The sequence below is a fragment of the Novosphingobium profundi genome (genome assembly GCF_020524485.1).
GTDB lineage: Bacteria > Pseudomonadota > Alphaproteobacteria > Sphingomonadales > Sphingomonadaceae > Novosphingobium > Novosphingobium profundi_A.
In genome coordinates this window covers 855,239-875,972 of record NZ_JAIVLF010000003.1, presented here as the reverse complement: position 1 = coordinate 875,972, position 20,734 = coordinate 855,239, and the positions used below count along the sequence as shown (strand labels likewise).

Below are 20,734 nucleotides of genomic sequence, written 5' to 3'. Positions count from 1 at the left end.
GCATGACTGACACCAACCCACCTGAAGAGCTCGATGCTGCCGAGGCATTTGAAGCAATGAACCTCCGTCTCGCTGGAATGTCGGCGGCGATCGATGGCTTCGCCGCGCGCTTCGATCATTTGCAGGAGCGCGACTACAGCGCGGATCTGGCCAGAATCGATGGGCGGATCAATCAACTAGGAAAGGAAGTCCAATCCCTGAAAGGTCAGCCCGCAATGACCTTGACGCCCGAACGTGTGAACAGCCAGATCAAAGCGGCTGCACAAGAAGCGCGACAGGCGGAGCAAGTCGCCTGGACCCGGGCCCGCAATGAGCTGAACATCGAGGCAAACTCGATCCGTGAAGTCGTTTATTCAGCCCGGGAGGCATACAAACAGGACAAGTTGCTTCTCTACGTTTTGGGTGGTGGCTTCGTGATGGGCGCACTACTGATGTTCTCTGCCCCAACCGTCGCCCTGGATATCGTACCGGAGAGTTGGCATTGGCGTGAGAAATCCGCTGTGGCGGCCATGAAGCGCGATGGCTGGACTGCTGGCGAGCGCCTTATGCAGGTCTACGATGCGAAGCGCTGGGAGGAAGTGGCTCACTTCCTGCGATTACCGGACGAGGAACGTGCCAAGTTCGCCGACTGCGTGACAAAGGCGGAGGAGGCCGAGAGCGAGGCTACCTGCTCTATTCACGTTAGTTTGGCGAACACGGAATAACGGAGACTTTGACGTATTCACCGTCATTCATGCCATTCAATTGATTGGGCCGCATGCGTTCTTTGTCTCCAGATCGTAACTGCACGAGCACCACATCTGACAGGATTACCACCTCCTACAGTTCTAAATTTCAAAATATGTTATTTTAAATCATGTACTTGAGTTCTGAATAACGTGCGACGTCAGGTGACTCCTGCCCATTGTTGACATTGTCAGATTTTGCTGTGATAATTCTGACATTGGAGGTGGGTATGACCGATGGGCCTTTTCGCAATTTGCGACTAACCACTGCATGGAAGCGCTATGGCGACGACTTAGTCAATGATGCCAAGAGCAAAGATGAGCGCGTTGCCCGAGCTAGCCATGCTGTGCTCGCTGATGCAAATGTCGACGAAATTTCGTCTCTTATCAAAGCCCTTCAGGGGTACGCTGACCGTCTTCAATTGGACCTTACCCCTCAGGACTCAATCGAAAGAATTCTGCAGGAGCACAGCCGGGTTGGCCTTTCTAACGATCTAGCCAGAAACCTCATGGCAAACATGAGCGAATACGAAACGCTTTCAGCTGCGCTGAACGCTTCGCTTCAAGGCGTGACTGCAGACTTGATTGCTAGTTCGAAAAATCGGTTAGACGAGCACTGCATGCAATCGCGTGACTTTGGCGATATGAATGCTGCTGATTATCGGAAGGCGTTCGAGCGCAATGCTGAGACTTTTGCCGCACTAGATGCCGACAGGATCGCCATTGCTCTCCGAACGGGTGACCGGCGCGCATTTTCGGCTGACCTCAAAAAGAAGGAGGGTGTGGATGATGCGCCAGACTTCTGAAACTAGTGGCAGGCAGGAGCCGAAAACGATTTGCAAGCAACTTATTGTTGCAGAGAACGGCGCAAATATGCACGGCGAATTGCCATCAGGCGCGTTCGTGGCCGAGATCGGTTCGGAAATATTGTTCGATCCCTCCGGGCTCGATTGCTACAGAGTTGAAGGGTTCGAACCCCGCCATTATGACTTACTGGTAATCTGCGCTGCGATCGAACTCGCCGATAGACGGTGGAAGCGCCCCCAGACCTGGGAGCGCACGCTAGAACTCTCAATTCCCGTGTTCGATCTGGAACGATGGAACCGCAAAGGTGTGCAGCAAGCGTTGCGTACGACGCTTTCAATGCTGACGGGAGACAAATGGCGCTTCCATTTTCGCGAAGCACAATCCCGCAAGCACATTGGGAGCCAGCAACGTCAGCTCACTTTCAACAAGCAGTGGAAATTTGCCATTGCCTACAGTGACGGGCTAGATTCTCGTGCCGTGTCGGCGCTCTGTGGTTCCCCCGAGGAAACGCTTTGCATCCGCGTGTCCGGCAACAAACCGAAACGGGCAATTGGGGATAGCCAATTCGATAGGATCCCGTTCAAGGTCCAGGGAAGTCGCGGGCGGGAGAGTAGCTTTCGTTCCCGTGGTTTTCAATTCGCGGCGATCACTGCGATTGCAGCGCACTTGGCCAAGATCGACCAAATTGTTGTTCCCGAGAGCGGTCAGGGAGCACTCGGTCCGGTGCTTCTGCCTCCCCACGGCGTGTATCGTGACTATCGGAACCATCCCGCATTCTTTCGTAAGATGGAGACTTTTCTCTGCGCGCTACTCGACAGCCACGTTCGTTTCGAACAACCCCGCCTCTGGTCCACGAAGGCCCAGACCCTGGGAGCATTTCTGAAGCTTCCCAAGCGGGAAAAGGCCCATCTCGCGAATACGCAATCGTGCTGGCAGCGACGCAGTATCGTCAATGTCGGCCATCGCAAACAATGCGGTCTCTGCGCAGCCTGTCTTTTGCGCCGTTTGAGCCTTCACGCAGCCGGAGTTTCCGAGCCAAGCGATGCTTATGTCGTTTCTGATCTCAGCGTCGGCTCCGTCGACGAAGCCTTGATAGGCATCGCAAGTAAGGTGGACCGGCAGACCATGATTGAATACGGAGCCGCCGGCTTTCGCCACTTCCAGCATCTCGCCAAAATGGCTCAATGGGATGAAGGAAAGATCCGTGTCCATGTGTCTGAAGTGGCGGCAGCATTGGGCGCAACGAAAGAAGAAACGAACCGGAATTTGAAAAAACTCTTACAACAACACGCCAGCGAGTGGGCCGCATTCATCACCTCCCAAGGCGAAGAAAGCTTCCTTCTTAATTGGATGGATGGGGGCCTCTATGTCTGACCTCGTCGAAATCACTGCACAGGAGCTTGGACGACGTCTGCGCCTTGCACGTGAGGCTGCAGGCGTGAAGCAGGAACTTGCTGCTGAAGCGATCAACTTGTCTCGGCCCACGCTTGTCTCGATCGAACAAGGTGTACGTAAGGTCAGACCTCAAGAACTCCAAAAGCTCGCGCACTTCTATGGGATGTCGGTAAATGCACTGTTACGGCGGGAAGCTGTCCACACAAACCTTCTGCCTCGTTTCCGCAAGCTACGCGAAGCCGAAGATGCGGAAACTTTGGAAGCGATCGGTGTCCTCAACGATCTCATTAAGGCCGACATCGAAATCGAGAACGTTCTAGGCATCCAGAGGAAGCGGGATTACCCACCGGAGCGCACCATTGACGGCGGCGAGGTCACTGAATTGGCAGAGAGGCATGCGCAAGATCTCCGCAAATGGCTTGGCCTAGGGTTGGGACCAATCGCAGATATATTCTCGGTGATCGAGCTCGACCTCGGGATTCGACTGTATCAGCGGTACCTATCGCCATCATCGAAGATTGCCGGACTATTCACCTTCGACGATGACGTCGGCGCCTGCATTTTTTTAAATGCAAGTCACCCTCTGCCGCGTCGCATTCAGTCGGCAGCGCATGAACTCGGTCATTTTGTCGGGACGAGGCGCAATCCCGAGGTTCTCGAAGAAAACGAGCGTTTCCTATCAAGGGAAGAACGTTATGCGAACGCCTTTGGGCGAGCTTTCATCGCACCGGCGGTAAGCTTTACGGAAAGCTTTCGCCGATTGAAGGAGATCACCGGTAAGGTCACCCGCCGGCTCATCATTCTTCTCGCGCAAGAATACAATTTATCTCGACAGGCATGCGTACTCCGCCTTGAAGATCTTGCTCTCGCCAAAAAAGGCACTTGGGCTTGGTTTCAAGATAATGGAGGTATTACCGAGGAGCATGTCAGGGAAGTACTAGGGCATGCAGGTCACCACCTTGATCCAGCGAAGTACGACGCACAGAGGCCAGTATCACACCGTCTAAGCCTCATGGCGCATGCAGCATGGAAGCGCAACTTAATGTCCGAAGGACAACTTTCGGAGTTGCTGCACATCAGCAGATTGGAACTACGAGAAGTCGTCGATCAAATCGAACTGGAGGAATGCGAGCTCGATGGCGGACTTTGACCCAGGCATCGGGCATGGTGCCACGCTCGCCCTCGACACAAGCGTCGTCATAAATCTACACGCCTCGGGGTATGGGAAAGAAATCCTCAGCGCGCTCCCTTTCAATCTCGTCGTATCGAGGATCGTGTTCGATGAGTTACACCGGCAAAGTAACAGATCGAGCGGCGAACGTGATTTCCTCGGGAATGCACACAAGGCAGGCCTTATCGAACGTATTGAAATGAATGATGAAGAATACGAATTTTTCGCAAAATTGGTCGTAGTACCCCCAACATTGGATGACGGCGAAGCCGCGACGATCGCTATAGCTTTGTCGCGCAATTTTCATCCCGTAGTAGACGAACGAAAAGGACGGGCAAGAGCATCCGCTCTCATGACCACACGTGCTCCCGCTTGGTCATTAAACCTCGTCGGCCATCCTGCAGTCGCGGACCGGTTAGGAGAGTCCATAGCGACAGAAGCGCTCTACCATGCGCTGCGGCGCGGTCGGATGCGTATCGCCCCCAAACATGCAGACAAAATCATCTCACTGATCGGGATTGAGCTCGCTAGCCAATGTACGTGTCTACCGGGCTATAAAGAGCGCTTCCAGACGCACACGAAGCCACCGACAAAGGATGCAAAAAGCTTGCCCCACCTCTCCGAAGAGACCGCTCCCGGCGATTAAATCGCCGCCGAGCTTGCAACTGCCAGCAAATTTTCTCTCATTGCGAGAGGCTCGGTTAAGTGCAACGCCAGATTACAGGTCAACTGTAGCACACCGGTTGGTGCTCGGTGCATCCCCTGGTCAGAGGTGGCGAACTTTCAGTGATCCGTCCCATTTCGTATTCAGGTACTCGCAAACTAGTCGCCGATGGCAATGGTGCGGTTTGTCTTCCGAACACAGAAGGCATCCTCCCTCAAATATTTCCGGCTTCAGTCGAGTCTCGATTTTGCGCTGCTCCATCAACCGCATGAACGAATTTTCGTATACCTTCCAATCCCCTTTATCACGTTTGAACGCTTTCAAAATATCGTCGGTTGGTGCCAAAAGCGGCTGGTGCGTATACTGCGCCCCACAAATAGTCTTCAAAAAAAAGGCTAGATCGTCAGCTTTCGCGAACCCGGACAATTGCGACGTATTATGGAGTCGCACATCTATCACTTTCTTAATGCCTGCATTCTTCAGGCGATCAAAAAAACGCTCAGCTGTAGTCTTGGTAAAGCCAATCGTCGCCAAGTTAACATTGCCCAAGTCATTCACTCCGCATTCGCCGGCTTCCGGGCATTGTTCTGCCTCTCAGAAAACGCGACCTTCATAGCTCTTTCCCGATATGCTGCAGAAAGCCGCTTCGCAGGCGGCTCAAAAAGATCGATGTCGCTCTTACCTGACATTTCCATCAGCCTGTTCTCGACCTGCTGATGACCGACAATATCACCGCTGCTTAGAATGTGACGAACTCTAACGTCACGCTCATGCAACGCCCGTCCGACCAAAAGGCAGCGATGGCAATCGAGCGGGTCATGCTCCGAACACATCATCGCGATCCGGAATTTTTTCGCGCCTTCGATAACGCGATCAAGTCCACGCGCAAAATCGATCGTTTCCGCCATCTTCTCGTAATCAGCTACGCCATTATAGAAAAAACGTTGCCCCTTCGGCCGCCCGCCTAATTGCTCGCCGAGGAAAACATAGGCCACATTGTCCTTACGCAGCTCATCTCGCAGGGCATCCCGATTGAAATGAGGGAAGTGCCGGGAAAATGGTGCGGACCGAACATCGGCGACCGCTGTCACGGACGCCAGACGGAGAAGTCCACGAAAACGCTCATAAGGAAGTGTCGAATGTCCAATCGTCAAGACTTCCACAACCGACTTCGCCAATCTTGGGCTCCTTTGTGCCATGACCGTTCGTCCGATACGATTTCCAATATGCCGCCTCGCGATCCTACCAACTGCAGTGCCGTCCGGCCAGCATTCTCCACAGACAGCGTAGATTTCGGAGGGCATTTGAATTTGTTGCACTGCACTTTTGAGCCTTACAAAAAATGCAACCCATTAACTTGCGCATAGCAAGAATTGGGCATCGCCGCGAACGGGCGACATAATCCAAGCCTCACATGAATGAACCTACTCGCAGCAACGTCCGCCTGAACAGCAGCGACCCCCCCAGTAAGGAAGCGAGTCCGTGCCGTGTCCGCTGGTACTGAAAAGTCGTATTGAACGCCTCCCTCGTTAATCAGCGCGCGCAACCGCCGTTTACCAGGACTAGGGTTATCCTCGTAGAACGAAATTGCGGCTGGCTGGATGTTGACAGCATCGAGCGAACCTACTTGCACACCTGCAACTACATGGGCTTTTCCAGAATTAGCCCGGTGCAGTTGCCCTCCGAAAGACCTACTAATTGAGCTAGATACACCCGGCATTACGGCTTGCACGATCTGTGCGGGAACCATCTGAGCGATTCGCGTCATGGTCCCCGCAACAACGATTCGATCTTCCGTTGCATGCGGAAAAGGAAAGTTCGCAGGTGGCTGCGCTGCATCAAGCCGCACGACATTCCCTACTGCGAACAATTTTCCGGGTCCGGCATGCTGAGCATCCCAAAAACGAGATGCCTCGCTAAACGTATTCGCACCGGGAGGTTCTGGCCGGATCATGCCACCATTGTTCAGATCCCATCCCGCCACACAAAACAGCGGCCCATAGCACGTCACATCAGTAATGATCAGCTCGTATGTCGGCACGCATCACCCCCTCTATCGAAGGTAATTTGTACTATCGTCATGTATTTTCAAGAAGATATAAAAAATATTTTTGCATCATTTTTAGGCTGCTATCTGATTAGCCAATAGATTTCTGGACGCCTTCTATCCTAATTTCGAGGACAGGAGCCGGCGCCGGACCTGCAAAACGCGCGACGAAGCCCGACAAGACGTATTCGATTACATCGAGATGTTCTGCAATCCGGTCCGCAAGCAGGTTAGGAACGGGATGCTGTCACCCGCACAGTTCGAACGGCAGAAGATTTTGAAAGCAGAAGGCGTCTAGAAAACTAGGGCTACTCAGATGGCAGCGAATCGCTGCGCCACTTGACGAACTGGGGGGCGCAAGGCTCGACAGCCAGTTAAAGCGGAATCCTGTGGCGTACAGTGCAATGTGGTGCCCTTTGAGATCATGTCACATTGCAGTGTGAGAGTGACGGGGCCGAGCGAGGGCCTTGGTTGGCGCAATTTTATATTTTTTAATTTATATTCAGTCGTTTGTACTGTTCTTTGTGAGCCCCTCACCGCCACCATTTTTCAGTCCATTGACGTTCGCATTCGTCTGGACATCCCCCGGAAAACCTAGATATTCAGCCTCTATCTGGCCAGAGGCGTTCAGCCGCGTTCGCTCAGAGCCAGCCTTGCAAGATGGGCGATGCGGGCGGGATGTCCTGCTGGTCACTCCGGCAGGTGGAGCGCTCTGGACTGTAGTAACACTGTAGGGATTTCCAATCGCTTGGAGTTCTTGTTCAGCGCTGGCTTTTGGAGGCCGGTGTGGAAGGAGAAGTGCTTCGGGCTGATCAATGGAATCGGCTGCGCGAGTTTGTACCGGGCGGCCGCAAGGGGCCTCGCGGGCTTCTTCGCCAAGCTCCGGCAAGACCGCCGCATCGCCACCCGCGACGACAAACTCGCCCTCACTTCCTCAGATTCATCACACGCGCCAGCAGCACGCTATGGCTCAAGTGATTAAATTGTCACGAGGACCTAGGCATTGCACTTCGCGCATCTTCCGTTTTTTGGCGGGGAGTACGAACTGTGGTTTCGCATGCCAGATAGTGGGTGCTGCGTCTTCATTGTTGGCATGGCAACCCTCACGGGTGAGCGCATTTTGGCAACAAACTGTTCCGTAATTGGCATTTGTGCGAACACATATTTTCCCCCAGGGTCATCTCGCGCACCAGTTGGACGCGAAGGACTTCTGTGCGCGTTGGTGCGCTACACCTTGGGAGAGTTGTGGGCGTTTACGTTCTGGCGTGGTGACTTGGGGCAAAGCAAATCCTGTTTTGCAGGTCTCACAACTATTTGAATAGTCGGTTAAAAAATAAGAATACCGGGTGTTCGTCTTAAGGGGGAAACATGGGGCGGTATTTTATTCTGAAGAGTACGTCTGTGTCTGCGCACCGGGGCAAGCCCGGCTTTCGGCAGGCCTTGCTCAACGGCGCCGGGCTGGCGCTGCCGATGGTAGTGGGCATAGCCAATCCTGCCAGCGCACAGGAAGAGGCACGCGGACCGGGTTCGCGGCTCGAGGAGATCGTCGTCACCGCGCAGAAGCGCCCTGAGAATATCCTGGATGTGCCGATCTCCGTTTCCGCGCTGGATAACGAGAAGGTCGGCAACATGATGGCCGGCGGTCAGGACATCAATTCCCTGGCTGCGCAGGTTCCCGGGTTTGTGTCCAGTTCCTCGAACGGACGTCTCGCTCCGCGCTTCTTTGTCCGTGGTGCAGGCAATACCGCATTCGACGCAAATGCGTCGCAGCCGGTATCGATGATCTACGACGACGTGGTGCTGGAAAACGTGAGCATCCGCTCCTTCCCGCTGTTCGATATCCAGTCGGTCGAGTTGCTGCGCGGTCCGCAAGGCACGCTGTTTGGTCGTAACGCGACGGCTGGCGCGATCAAGATCGATTCGGCCGCGCCCACCGATTACACCACCGGACACGTCGATGTCTCGTGGGGGCAGTGGCAGACCCGCTCGATCGATGCGGCCGTCGGCGGCAAGTTGACCGACACGCTGAATGCCCGTGTCTCGTTCTACCATGCCGGCCGCGCCGACTGGATCGACAATATCGCCACGGGTCTCGAAAAGGAAAACGCGATTGGCAGCTACGGCGAAGTCGCTGCGCGCCTGAAGCTGGAGTGGAAGCCCGCGCCCGAGACGTCGGTGCTGCTCAATGCCGGCTACCACAACATGTACGATGACACAGGCGGCATCTTCCGTGCCGGGCAGTTCGCCGTTGGCGGCGACATCATCAAGATTCCGCGCGACAAGGTGGCGCTCGACGGCATCAACTTCGTCGAGCGTTCGATCGAGCAGTTCTACACCACCGCCACCGTTCGCCAGGGCCTTGGCAGCGGACTCGACCTGACCTCGATCACCAGCTACCGCAAGCTGCTGGGCAACCGCAACATCGGCGACGTCGACGGTGGCTCGATGCAGGGGCCGATCTATCCGGGCAACATTCCCTCGCTTTCGGGCAGCCTTGGCGAGAACTGGTCGCTGATCACGGGCGACAACGTCACCGACCACTACCAGCTCACCGAGGAAGCCCGCATCTCCTCGGACTGGGCAGGGCCCTTCAACTTCCTCGTTGGCGGCTATTTCTTCCGCGAGAATCTGACGGTCGACCAGGTCAACGGGACCACCTTCTCCAACTTCAGCACAGTGGCGGTTGCCCCTGCGCCGCTTGCCACCCAGCGTCAGAAGACGAGCTCGTGGGCGCTGTTTACCTCGCTGGACTATGACGTGTCGTCCGACACTTCGCTCAAGTTCGGCCTGCGCTACTCGAAGGACACCAAGAACCACTACGTGCGCTATGAACCGGGCACGTCCGCGGCCGATGCGGCACCGGATTCCCCATATTACACGCATACGTCCGATGACGCGCTGACCGGCGATCTCAGCATCGTCCACAGTTTCACTCCCGACATGAATGTCTATGCGCGGGTCGCCACCGGCTACAAGGAATCGGCGGTTCTTGCCCGCGAGAACATTCCGACCGTTGCCGCGCCCGAGCGGATCTGGAACTACGAAGTCGGCGTGAAGAGCGAACTGCTCGACGGCATGCTGCGCTTCAACCTTTCGGCGTTCTACTACACCTACGACAACTACCAGGCGGTGCTGACGGGCGGCGAAGCCAACAATCTGCGGATCTTCAACATCGACCGCGCCACGGGCAAGGGCTTCGAACTCGAGACCGAATTCGCGCCCGCCGAGCGCGTTCGCGTTAACCTGGGCGTTGCTTACAGCGACACCAAGATCGACGATACCACCACGTGCGTGAGCGCCGGTGGCGGCCTGCTGGATCGTGGCGGCACCGCCTGTCCGAGCAACCCTGCGCAGGTCATGATCGATGGCGGCAGTCTGCCCGGTCCGCGCTGGACCGCCAACGGCTCGCTCTATGCGGGCCAGCCTGTCGGCAATGGCGAGGCCTACTTCCAGACCAATTGGGCCTACAAGGGCCGGGCCTATCCGCTTATCCCGGTGCCGCCGGTCGAGAACTTCGATGCCCCCTGGCTGCGCGGCAATGCCAGCATCGGCTATCGCTTCGAGGATGACCGGTTCGATGTATCGTTCTTCGTGAACAACATCACGAACCTCTATTATGCCCCCTCGGCATTGAACTTTTTCAACTATCGCAACCAGACGTTGACCGCGCAGGTCTCCGATCCGCGCACCTGGGGCCTGAGGCTCCGCCACAACTTCTAAGCGAGGCTGGACGGTCCGCAGTTCACCGCGGGCCGTCCTTGCCTTGGCCAGGCAAGGTACGTTCGGCCGCAACCCATTCCCGCACACCAAAGCGGTCCGCGTCCGATCCGGCGTGGCCGTCGGAGACCCCCATGAAACCCGCAATCACGACCGCGATTTCCTCGCTTGCCCTCACGCTGCTACTTGCGCCCGTACAGGCCATGGCGGCCGAGCCGGCGGACATGATCATCAGCAACGCCAAGGTGCTGACCATCGATTCCGAGCGCCATATGTATCCCCAGGGAACGGTGGTGGTCCGTGATGGCCGGATCATTGCAGTGGGCGATGCCTCGGTGGCCGATGACTACACGTCCGCTACGGTGATCGATGCCGGTGGCGATATCGTCATGCCTGGCATGATCAACGGCCACAATCACTTGTCGATGAGCGTGTACCGCGGTGTGCGTTCGACCAAGGAACATCCTGGTCTCTACAACTTCTTCTTCCCGCTCGAGGCCAAGACGCTCAATCGTGACTTGATCCGGGTCTCGGCGCGCGAGGCCGCGATCGAATCCGCGCTCGCGGGGGTCACCACTGTGACCGACATGTACTACCATGAGGATGAGGTCGCCCGCGCGGTGTCGGAAGTGGGCATTCGCGGCGTCCTGGGCGAGACGGTCATCAACTTTCCCGTCGTGGACGCCCCGCAGCCTTACGGCGGCTATGAATATGCCCGCAAGTTCATTCATGACTGGAAGGGCAACGAACTGATCACGCCCGCGGTCGCACCGCATGCGAACTATTCGGTGAGCGTGGAATGGCTGCGCAAGTGCCGCGAACTGGCCGAGGCCGAAGGCGTGCCGTATCTGATCCACCTTGCCGAGACCGATACCGAGCGCGCGCGCATGGAGAAAGACCTCGGCGTCGAGTTCAACGGCCGCACCGTGGTCAAGTATCTCGAGGACGAGAATGTCCTTGGTCCCAGCATGATCGCCGCACACGTCATCTTCGTCGACGATGACGATATCCAGATACTGAAGAAGCATGGTGTCGGCGTGAGCCACAACCCCAAGGCCAATGGATCGCGCTTTTCTCCGTCGTGGCGCATGTACCAGCGCGACCTCGATGTGGGCCTGGGCACCGACGGACCGCTGGGTGTCTCGAAGATGGATATCTTCGGCCAGATCGCCTATGCGAAGCAGGCGGCCCATTCCTTCGGCGACCCCAATACAGACACCCCCTATGACTGGGTCTACATGGCCACGATGGGCGGTGCGCGCGCCATCAACAAGGCGGATGAACTGGGCTCACTGGAAGTCGGCAAGAAGGCCGACATCATCATCGTCGATACCGATACGCCCAACATGCAGCCGCAGTTCGATCCCTACTGGCAGATCGCGTTCTCGACGTATCCCAGCAACGTCGTGACCACCATCGTCAACGGCAAGTTCGTGGTGCGCGACCACAAGATCCAGAATGTTGATCTTAAGAAGCACTACGCCGAACTCGAGCCGATCGCCGACAAGGTGCAGGCCTTCGGGCTGGAAATGTGAAGGGACGGATCGAGATGAAGCGCCTTTCTGTATTCCTGCGCTCGGCAGGATTGCCATGCCTGGCAGCGATGTCACTGGCAGGAGTGGCTTCGGCCGCCCCCGCCGCGGCCGAGACGAGCGCGGGCACGCCTGTCGCGGTGTGCGAGCTTGCCACGCCCTGCACCGACAAGCTGCCGGTCAAGGTGGTGCTCGTCACCATGTTCGAGATCGGCGAGGATACCGGCGATGCGCCGGGTGAATTCCAGATCTGGCACGAGCGCCGTGGCCTGACCACGCGCATCCCGTTCCCGCACTCGTACCATGATCTCTACTACAACCCCGAGACGCAGGTCCTGGCGATGGTGACCGGTATCGGCACCGCCAAGTCGGCCGGAGCGACAATGGCACTGGGCCTGGACCCGCGCTTCGATCTCGCGAAGGCCTACTGGCTGGTCGCGGGCATTGCCGGCATCGACCCGCAGGACGCCTCGATCGGGTCCGCGGCATGGGCCAGCTATCTCGTGGACGGAGACCTCGCCCACGAGATCGACGCCAGGGAAATCCCCAAGGATTGGCCAAGCGGATATTTCGCGCGGGAAACCAAGGGTCCGCTCGACACGCATCGCCCCGAGCCGACGGGTGAACTGTTCGTGGCCAACCCCGCGCTGCGCGACTGGGCCTATGATCTGACCAAGGACATCGCGCTGCCCGACGATCCGGCCATCGCCGAGGAGCGTGCGCGCTTCACCGGCTATCCCAATGCGCTCAAGCCGCCCATCGTCATGAAGGGAGATACCGTTTCGGCCATGACCTTCTGGCACGGGGCGCGGATGAACGATTGGGCAAACGAGTGGGTTGACTACTGGTCGCAGGGACAGGGCAATTTCGTGACTTCGGCGATGGAGGACACCGGCACTGCACAGTCGCTGGCCTATCTCGATAAATTGGGGGTTGTCGATTACGATCGCCTGATGGTCCTTCGGGCGGGCAGCAACTTCACGATGCCCCCGCCGGGCGTGTCGCCAGCCGATTATCTGCTGCGCGAAAACGAGGGCTATGCCGGAATGACCGCCGCGCTGGAGAGTCTGTACCTTGTTGGCGGCAAGGTCGTCGACGAACTACTGGGGCATTGGGACAAATATGCGACGACGGTGCCAGGCAGCAAATGATCGTGTGTCGCATCGTCATCCGGCTTACGTGCTGAGCCGATAGCGTGCCAGCATTCTCCCGCTTCATGCGCTATTTCGTCGTCGTCGGACGGCTCGGCTCGATCCGCAAGGCGGCGGATGAACTGAACATCGCCGCCTCCGCGATCGACCGGCAGATCCTCAACGTCGAAGCCGAACTGGGAATGCCCCTGTTCGAGCGACTTTCATCGGGCATGCGTTTGACGGCTGCCGGCGAACTGCTGATGGCATCGGGCATGCGGTGGGAAAAGAACCTGGCCGATACGCTCTCGCAGATCGAGGACTTGCGAGGCATCAAGCGTGGACATGTCGAGATCGCGGTGATCGAGGCGCTGGCCAAGGGGCATGTGCCACGGCTCGTGAAGGCCATCGACGCGCGCTTCCCGGGCATCAGCATTGGCTTGCGGGTTCGGGAGAACGAGGAAGTGCGCGATGCCGTGCTGGACGCCTCGGTGGATTTCGGGATCATGCTCGAACCTCAGTCGACACGCGACCTTACCGTCCGGGCTTTCGCCGAAGTTGCGCTGGGATTTGTCACGCGGGCCGACGATCCATTTGCGGCAAGTGACAGCGTGCGCTTTACGGCCTGCGCCGACCGCGATCTCGTGGTTCCTTCCGAACCGCTGGCGGTCGCGGCCCAGGTCCGCATGCTGGAGGCAACGACCGGGGTCTTGATCCGCCAGCGGATGGAATCGGACAATGTGCAGATGATTGTCTCGCTGGCGCTCGAAGGCGCCGGCACGGGCATTCTGACATCAATCGATGCGGTCTCGGAAGTCCAGTCAGGCCAACTTGCATTCACCCGCATTTCCGACCCCACCGTGCGTCCCATGGTGCTGGCGCTGTGTACCAACACGTCGCGCACGCTGTCCTTTGCAGCAAGCATGGTGCTTTCGGAATTCGAGAGCCAGTTCCCGAGGTTCGATTACACCAATATCTGCAACGCGGCGCCCGGTGCCACGCAATGAACCTGGGATAGGGGGCGCCGGGGCCGTTTGCCGCCGTGACCAAGCGCGGTGTCGGAGCGTCTCCGGGCGTGCCGGGGTCAGGGCGCGGTCTGCGTCTCGATCAGGGTGACGTCGTGGGCCGCGCAGGCCTGGCGCAGGTCCGCCTCGGCAAGGGTGTCGCACACGAAGTAGTCGATCGCTTCCATGCCGCAGACCCGTACCGGGGCCGAGCGGCCGACCTTGGAACTGTCGGCAACGAGGATCACCTTGCGCGCGTTGCGGATGATCGTCTGCGACACTTCCACCTCGTCGATGGCGAAATCGAGCAGGCTCCCGTCCGGATCGAGCGCGGAGATACCGATGAGGGCGTAGTCCACGCGAAAGCTCTCGATGAAGCGCATGGCAAGTGCGCCCACCACGGCGCGGTCGGCGGTGCGCACCTTGCCGCCCACGCACACCAGTTCCATGGACGGGTGGGCCGAGAGCGTGTCGATCACGTTGAGGTTGTTCGAGATCACCATGAGATTGCGGTGGTTGCCGAAATTGGCGGCAACGGCCTCGGTCGTGGTGCCGATGTTGACGAACAGCGAGGCCCCGTCGGGCACCAGCGCCGCCGCCGCCGCGCCGATCCGGGCCTTCGCGTCCGAGGCGACCGAACGGCGCGCCTCGTATTCCAGGTTGATGACACCCGAGGTGACCACCGCGCCGCCGTGCACGCGCGAGAGCAGCGCCTGCTCGGCCAGCACGTTGAGGTCCTTGCGGATGGTTTGGGGGGTGACGTCGAGCCGCGTGGCGAGATCATCGACCTCGACGCGGCCCGCGCCGCGCGCGATTTCCAGGATGCGCGTGCGCCGGCGCGTCACGATATCGCCCTGGCCATCCTCGATGCTGGTGTGTGCGCTCATGCGCCTGCTGCCCCCGTCATGGCGCCACCCTAGCGGCGCGCGCACGCCGTGCAAAGCGCAGGCGCTCAGGCGTCCTGCGAAAGATAGGTGTCGAGCCTGGCGGCGGTACCTTCAGGAACATGAAGGCCCAGCTTGGAGCGGCGGTAGAGGATGTCCTCGGCGCTGCGGGCCCATTCGTGGGCGACCAGATAGTCGACCTCGGCGGCGTGGAGACCGCCGCCGAAATCCTCGCCCAAGTCTGCAGGGCTCTGCGCGCCCGACAGGATCGTCTCGGCACAGGTGCCGTAGGCGCGCGCGAGGCGGTGGAGAAGGGCACCGGGCATCTGCGGAAAGCGGCGGGTAAGGTCCTGCACAAAGCGCGCGAAGTCGCCTCCCGGTATCTCGCCGCCGGGCAGAACCGCGCCGCCGGTCCAGGCGGTCTTGGCCTGGGGGAAGACCTCGGCGATGTGCTCCAGCGCGTGCTCGGCGAGCTTGCGGAAGGTGGTGATCTTGCCGCCGAAGATGCTGAGCATTGGTGCGCCGCTGTCCGGCCGGTCGAAGTCGAGCACGTAGTCGCGGGTCACCGCCGAGGCGTTGGCGGCGTGATCGTCGTAGAGCGGTCGGATGCCGGCATAGCTCCAGGCGATGTCGGCCGGGGTAATGACGCGATCGAAGTAGCGGTTGGCGGTCTCACACAGGTAGGCGGTTTCGGCCTCGCTGATCTCGGCCTTGCCGGGCTCCTGCGTCCAGGGCTCGTCGGTCGTGCCGATGAGCGTGAAGTCGCGTTCGTAGGGAATGGCAAAGACGATGCGGCGGTCCGGGTTCTGCAGCATGAAGGCGTGATCGCCCTCGTAGAGCCGGGGCACGACGATGTGGCTGCCCTTGACGAGGCGTACGCCGCGATCGTTCTTGGCCCGGCCCAGGCGCTGGAGCACCTTGTCGACCCAGGGGCCGGCCGCGTTGACGAGCATTTTCGCACGCACCTCGCGCGACCCATCGGGGCCTTCGATCTGCGCGGTCCAGGTGCCATTCTGGCTGGTTGCGCCGGTGAGGCGGGTGCGGGTCTCGATCCGCGCGCCGCGCGCGGCCGCGTCCATGGCGTTGAGGACGACGAGGCGGCTGTCCTCAACCCAGCAGTCGGAATAGACGAAGGCCTTGCCCTTGCCCTTGTGAGCGCCCGTGTCCGACACGGGAGAGAGGCCGCGTCCCTGCGGCGCGGTGTCGAGGTTGAGCGTCTCGGTGCCGGGCAGGGTCTTACGTCCGCCGATGTGGTCGTAGAGGAAGAGGCCGAGGCGCACCATCCAGGCCGGGCGGGGTGACTGCGACTGGGGCAGGACGAAGCGCAGCGGCCAGATGATGTGCGGAGCCATGGACAGCAGGCGCTCGCGCTCGATCAGCGCTTCGCGCACGAGGCGGAACTCGTAATATTCGAGGTAGCGCAGCCCGCCGTGGATCAGCTTGGTCGAGGAGGAGGAGGTGTAGCTGGCAAGGTCATCCTGTTCGACCAGCAGCACCGAGAGCCCGCGCCCGGCGGCATCGCGCGCGATGCCAGCCCCGTTGATGCCGCCGCCTACGATCAGCAGGTCATAGGTGGGCTCTTGCGTGGAATGAGGCGTTGCGGACGACACGGTGGGAACTCCCTTCAGGGTGGCTTGGTAGGGGAACACATCCCGATGAATTTCGTTTAGTGCTATAGTTTGGCAGAAACGAAAATTCAAACGAAAGTATTGACCTTCGTATGAAGGTGCGTGCAGGGAGGGGCCGAAAACGAAGACCGATAGAGGGGAGATCTCGGATCGTGCCTGCCGGGACCGAAGATTCGCGCAAGCTGCGCGGCGAACTGATTGCCGAGATGATCGCGGTGATGATCATCGTGACGCTGGGCGATTCCGCCGCGGCCATGATTACGCTCTATGATCCCAGCCCCTATGCGCAGGCCTACTGGGGCGTGTGCATTGCCTGGGGGCTTGCCGTGACGCTGGCGATCTACGTGACCGGCTCGGTCTCGGGGACCCACGCCAATCCGGCGGTGACCCTGGCGCTGATGGTCTATCGCGGCTTCCCCCGGCGCAAGGTTCTCCCCTATATTGCCGCGCAGGTCGCAGGCGGTGTGATCGGCGCCGCGCTCGTCCTCCAGCTCTGGCATCCGGTAATCGACGCGTTCAATGCCGCGCAAGGGCTGACCCGGGCCGAGGGCGGCGCGGCGGGGGTCTTCTTCACGCTGCCCGGCGCGCACATCACCCCCTGGCACGCCTTCTGGGACGAGGTCATCCTGACCGCGTTCCTGCTGCTGGGCATCTTTGCAATCACCGACGAGTACAACGAGATGGCGCCGCGCGCGAACTCGGGCGCGTTGATGATTGGCCTGCTCGTCGCGGCCATCGGCGCCTCGGGCGGCTATCTCGAAGGCTGGCCGATCAACCCTGCACGCGATTTCGGGCCGCGCCTCTTCGCGACGTTCACGGGCTGGGGCGCCTCGGCCCTGCCGGGCGCGGGCTTCTACTTCTGGGTGCCGATTGCTGGGCCCTTCGTGGGCGGCCTTGTCGGAGCGGGTCTTTATCACTTCGCGATCAAGCCTTACCTGCGGCCCGAGACGAGAACCGAAAACGCCACCGAAACCACGGCCGAAACCGGCGCCGAATAAGCCGCGTCGAGCGCCCCCATTATCCCGACGGAGAGTTCCTGCATGTCCCAGCCCGGCCATCTACTTGCTATCGACCAGGGGACGACTTCGACCCGTGCCATCGTCTTCGACGCCGAGGCGCGTGCGGTGGCTACCGCGCAGTGCGAGTTCGAACAGCACTATCCCGAACTGGGCTGGGTCGAACACGACCCGGAGGACATCTGGCGCGACGTGGTGCAGACCGCGCGCGAGGCGATGGGCAAGAGCGGCGTCGCGCCGCGCGATATCGCCGGGATCGGCATCACCAACCAGCGCGAGACCGTGGTGGTGTGGGACAAGGCGACGGGCACGCCGATCCACAAGGCCATCGTGTGGCAGGACCGGCGCACCGCGCGGCTGTGCGCCGATCTCAAGGGCGACGGGGTGGAGGCCGACGTGCGGGCGCGCACCGGGCTCCTTGTCGATCCCTACTTCTCCGCGACCAAGCTCGCCTGGATCCTCGACAACGTGGCGGGCGCCCGCGCCGCGGCCGAGCGCGGGGAACTGGCCTTCGGCACCATCGATTGCTTCCTGCTGTGGCGCCTGACCGGGGGCAAGGTCCACGCGACCGACGTCACCAACGCCGGGCGCACGATGCTCTACAACATCCGCACCCAAGGGTGGGACGAGGAACTGTGCCGCCTGTTTCGCGTGCCGATGCAGATCCTGCCCGAGGTCCACGACAACAGCCATGTCTTCGGCACCACTGCGCCCGACCTGTTTGAGGCCGAGATTCCCATCGCGGGGATGGCGGGTGACCAGCAGGCCGCGCTGTTCGGGCAGGCCTGTTTCGCGCCGGGCATGGCCAAGTCGACCTACGGCACGGGCTGCTTCATGCTGCTCAACACGGGCGAGGAGGCGCTGGCCTCGGACAACCGCCTGATCACCACGCCCGCCTACCGCCTGAATGGCCAGATGACCTATGCGCTCGAAGGCTCGATCTTCGTGGCGGGTGCGGCGATCAAGTGGCTGCGTGATGGCATCGGTGTCATCACCCATGCGCGCGAGACCAACGACATGGCGACGCAAGTGCCCGACAACCACGGTGTCTACATGGTGCCTGCCTTCGTCGGGCTCGGTGCGCCGCACTGGGACCCGGACGCGCGCGGCGCGATCTATGGCCTGACGCTGGGGGCCGGGCAGGCGCACCTTGCCCGCGCGGCGCTGGAGGCGGTGGCCTACCAGACCATGGATCTGGCCGACGCGATGGTCGCCGACGGTGGCCGCACGCCCGAGCGCCTGCGCGTCGATGGCGGGATGGCGGCGAACGACTGGCTGTGCCAGTTCCTTGCCGACATGCTCGACGTGCCGGTCGAGCGTCCGGTGCACCTGGAAACGACAGCGCTGGGCGCGGCTTTCCACGCAGGCCTTGCGACGGGCGTGTGGAGCGATCTCGACGCGCTCTCGCGCACCTGGCGGCAGGGCGAGCTGTTCCGCCCGGCGATGAAGGCCGAGCGCCGCCGCGATCTTGCCGCTGGCTGGAAAGATGCTGTGCGCCGCACGATCTCGAAATAAGGGGATGGGGCTCGAAATGATCTGGCCCGAAATGAGCCATCACGGCATGTATCTCGCAAGGACGCGCAATTTCTTGCCCTGAGTGAAAAAATGCATCAGATCGTTGCGCCCTGAACAGCCACCCCACCGGGAGAAGAGCACCGTGGCCGCAATGATCGATACCAGCCCCAGTGGCGATGCTGAAACGTTCGGGGAGGAAGTCCCGGGCGGCCACGTCGATGCGCCCGAACTGCGCTACTTCGTCTTCGCGCTGTTTTTCATCTTCGGGGGCATCACCAGCCTCAACGACGTCATCATTCCCAAGCTCAAGGAGCTGTTCACGCTCAGCTTCACAGAGGCGATGCTGGTGCAGTTCTGCTTCTTCACCGCCTATGCGGTGATCGGCATTCCGGGCGCGATGCTGGTGCGCAAACTGGGCTATATGCGCGGCGCCGTGGTGGGCCTGGTGGTGATGATCGCGGGCTGCCTTGCCTTCATTCCGGCCTCGCAGACGGCCTACTACCCGCTGTTCCTCGCCGCCTACTTCGTGCTGGCGGCTGGCGTTGTCATCGTCCAGGTCGTCTCGAACCCGCTGATCAGCCTGCTGGGGCCGCGCAAGACCGCGTCCTCGCGCCTCACGTTCGCGCAGGCCTTCAACTCGCTGGGCACCACGCTCTTCCCCATCGCCGGTTCGGTCCTGATTCTGGGCAGCCTCGCCAATGTCTCGGCGGGTGAACTGACCGGCGCGGCGCTCGACACCTACCGCCGCCAGGAAAGCCAGGCGATCGTCCATGGCTACCTCGGCATTGCCGCGGCGCTGGCGCTTGTTGCCCTCGCGGTCTGGATGTTCCGCAACCGCCTTCCCGCCGAAAAGCACGAGGCGCATGCGACCAAGGGCGTGCTCGAACGCTTCGGGCTCGATCTCCTCGCACGCCTGCGCTTTGGTTACGGCGCGCTGTGCATCTTCCTCTACGTCGGCGCCGAGGTCACCATCGGCTCGCTCATCGTCAACTACCTGATGCAGGACCACGTGATGGCGCTGCCCGAGGCGAGCGCGGGCAAGCTCCTGGGCTTCTACTGGGGCGGGGCGATGGTCGGCCGCTTCCTCGGCTCGGCGGTGCTGCGTCTCGTCAGCCCGGGCAAGGTGCTGGCCTTCAACGCCTGCGCGGCCATCGTCCTGATCGCGGTCTCGACCACCGGCACCGGGCCGCTGGCAGGCTACACCCTGCTGGCCGTGGGCCTCATGAACTCGATCATGTTCCCCACCATCTTCAGCCTTGCCTGCGAGAAGCTGGGCACACGAGCGGCCGATGGTTCGGGCATCATCAATGTCGCCATCTGCGGCGGGGCCGTGATCCCGGTCCTTACCGGCGCGCTGGCCGATGCGACGGGCGGCAACCTCTCGATCGCCTTCATCATCCCGGCGCTGTGCTATGCGGTGATCGCGGGCTTTGGCCTCTATGCGCGCCGCCCGGCCTGAACCGGGCGTGCCGCAAGAGGTTAATGAAAGGTCAAGAAAA

At 60.3% G+C, this 20,734-nt stretch carries 17 protein-coding genes and 2 pseudogenes; 14 read left to right on the top strand and 5 right to left on the bottom strand.

Annotated features, from left to right (window positions below; translation table 11 throughout):
- Positions 1-2: 2 nt before the first annotated feature.
- From LC060_RS10300 to LC060_RS10280, 5 genes are all read left to right on the top strand, one after another.
- Complete coding sequence (locus tag LC060_RS10300; protein ID WP_226635242.1) at positions 3-704, top strand: DUF6118 family protein; 702 nt, start codon at positions 3-5, stop codon at positions 702-704.
- Positions 705-955: 251 nt separating this feature from the next.
- Positions 956-1,531 carry a hypothetical protein gene (locus LC060_RS10295; protein ID WP_226635240.1) on the top strand — a complete coding sequence of 192 codons (576 nt, stop codon included), beginning with the start codon at positions 956-958 and terminating at the stop codon, positions 1,529-1,531.
- Positions 1,512-2,906, top strand: a complete 1,395-nt coding sequence (locus LC060_RS10290) for a 7-cyano-7-deazaguanine synthase (protein ID WP_226635238.1) — start codon at positions 1,512-1,514, stop codon at positions 2,904-2,906. The genes LC060_RS10295 and LC060_RS10290 overlap by 20 nt, the downstream gene beginning before the upstream one ends.
- On the top strand, positions 2,899-4,077 hold the full coding sequence (locus LC060_RS10285) for a helix-turn-helix domain-containing protein (protein WP_226635236.1): 1,179 nt from the start codon (positions 2,899-2,901) through the stop codon (positions 4,075-4,077). Before LC060_RS10290 ends, LC060_RS10285 begins: the two co-directional genes overlap by 8 nt.
- Positions 4,064-4,744 (top strand): hypothetical protein, encoded by a 681-nt coding sequence (locus LC060_RS10280; RefSeq protein ID WP_226635228.1) that lies wholly within the window; start codon positions 4,064-4,066, stop codon positions 4,742-4,744. The genes LC060_RS10285 and LC060_RS10280 overlap by 14 nt, the downstream gene beginning before the upstream one ends.
- Before the next feature lie 120 nt (positions 4,745-4,864).
- Here the strand turns inward: LC060_RS10280 and LC060_RS10275 are convergent, their stop codons facing one another.
- The 3 genes from LC060_RS10275 to LC060_RS10265 all read right to left on the bottom strand — a co-directional run bounded on the left by LC060_RS10275 (position 4,865) and on the right by LC060_RS10265 (position 6,803).
- The gene (locus LC060_RS10275; protein WP_226635226.1) at positions 4,865-5,296 is read right to left on the bottom strand and encodes a DUF488 family protein; all 432 of its coding nucleotides are present in this window, start codon (positions 5,294-5,296) and stop codon (positions 4,865-4,867) included.
- Positions 5,297-5,316: 20 nt separating this feature from the next.
- Positions 5,317-5,940, bottom strand: coding sequence for a DUF488 family protein (locus LC060_RS10270; protein WP_226635224.1), 624 nt, complete (start codon positions 5,938-5,940; stop codon positions 5,317-5,319).
- A 155-nt stretch (positions 5,941-6,095) separates the two neighbouring features.
- On the bottom strand, positions 6,096-6,803 hold the full coding sequence (locus LC060_RS10265; protein ID WP_226635222.1) for a dual OB domain-containing protein: 708 nt from the start codon (positions 6,801-6,803) through the stop codon (positions 6,096-6,098).
- A 139-nt stretch (positions 6,804-6,942) separates the two neighbouring features.
- Here LC060_RS10265 and LC060_RS10260 point away from each other — a divergent pair.
- From LC060_RS10260 to LC060_RS10235, 6 genes and pseudogenes are all read left to right on the top strand, one after another.
- Positions 6,943-7,107: pseudogene (locus LC060_RS10260) on the top strand (IS3 family transposase); the annotation flags it as partial.
- 558 nt (positions 7,108-7,665) lie between these two features.
- A pseudogene (locus tag LC060_RS21125) lies at positions 7,666-7,787 on the top strand (IS5/IS1182 family transposase); the annotation flags it as partial.
- Positions 7,788-8,210: 423 nt separating this feature from the next.
- A complete protein-coding gene (locus LC060_RS10250; RefSeq protein WP_226635220.1) occupies positions 8,211-10,529 on the top strand; it encodes a TonB-dependent receptor in 2,319 nt (772 codons plus the stop codon).
- A gap of 131 nt (positions 10,530-10,660) precedes the next feature.
- Positions 10,661-12,061 carry an amidohydrolase family protein gene (locus LC060_RS10245; RefSeq protein WP_226635219.1) on the top strand — a complete coding sequence of 467 codons (1,401 nt, stop codon included), beginning with the start codon at positions 10,661-10,663 and terminating at the stop codon, positions 12,059-12,061.
- A gap of 68 nt (positions 12,062-12,129) precedes the next feature.
- Positions 12,130-13,209 carry a purine nucleoside permease gene (locus tag LC060_RS10240; RefSeq protein ID WP_226635212.1) on the top strand — a complete coding sequence of 360 codons (1,080 nt, stop codon included), beginning with the start codon at positions 12,130-12,132 and terminating at the stop codon, positions 13,207-13,209.
- 65 nt (positions 13,210-13,274) lie between these two features.
- Complete coding sequence (locus LC060_RS10235; protein WP_264191794.1) at positions 13,275-14,195, top strand: LysR family transcriptional regulator; 921 nt, start codon at positions 13,275-13,277, stop codon at positions 14,193-14,195.
- A 77-nt stretch (positions 14,196-14,272) separates the two neighbouring features.
- Here the strand turns inward: LC060_RS10235 and LC060_RS10230 are convergent, their stop codons facing one another.
- A complete protein-coding gene (locus LC060_RS10230) occupies positions 14,273-15,079 on the bottom strand; it encodes a DeoR/GlpR family DNA-binding transcription regulator (protein WP_226635191.1) in 807 nt (268 codons plus the stop codon).
- A 65-nt stretch (positions 15,080-15,144) separates the two neighbouring features.
- The gene (locus tag LC060_RS10225; protein WP_226635189.1) at positions 15,145-16,686 is read right to left on the bottom strand and encodes a glycerol-3-phosphate dehydrogenase; all 1,542 of its coding nucleotides are present in this window, start codon (positions 16,684-16,686) and stop codon (positions 15,145-15,147) included.
- Positions 16,687-16,856: 170 nt separating this feature from the next.
- On the opposite strand from LC060_RS10225, the gene LC060_RS10220 reads away from it, so the two are divergent.
- The 3 genes from LC060_RS10220 (at position 16,857) to LC060_RS10210 (ending at position 20,694) form a co-directional block, all read left to right on the top strand.
- Positions 16,857-17,702: an MIP/aquaporin family protein gene (locus LC060_RS10220; protein ID WP_226635187.1), complete on the top strand. Its 846-nt coding sequence runs from the start codon at positions 16,857-16,859 to the stop codon at positions 17,700-17,702.
- Between the two features lie 42 nt (positions 17,703-17,744).
- The gene (gene glpK / locus LC060_RS10215; RefSeq protein WP_226635185.1) at positions 17,745-19,235 is read left to right on the top strand and encodes a glycerol kinase GlpK; all 1,491 of its coding nucleotides are present in this window, start codon (positions 17,745-17,747) and stop codon (positions 19,233-19,235) included.
- Positions 19,236-19,386: 151 nt separating this feature from the next.
- Positions 19,387-20,694 (top strand): sugar MFS transporter, encoded by a 1,308-nt coding sequence (locus LC060_RS10210; RefSeq protein WP_226635183.1) that lies wholly within the window; start codon positions 19,387-19,389, stop codon positions 20,692-20,694.
- The last annotated feature ends 40 nt before the right edge of the window (positions 20,695-20,734 follow it).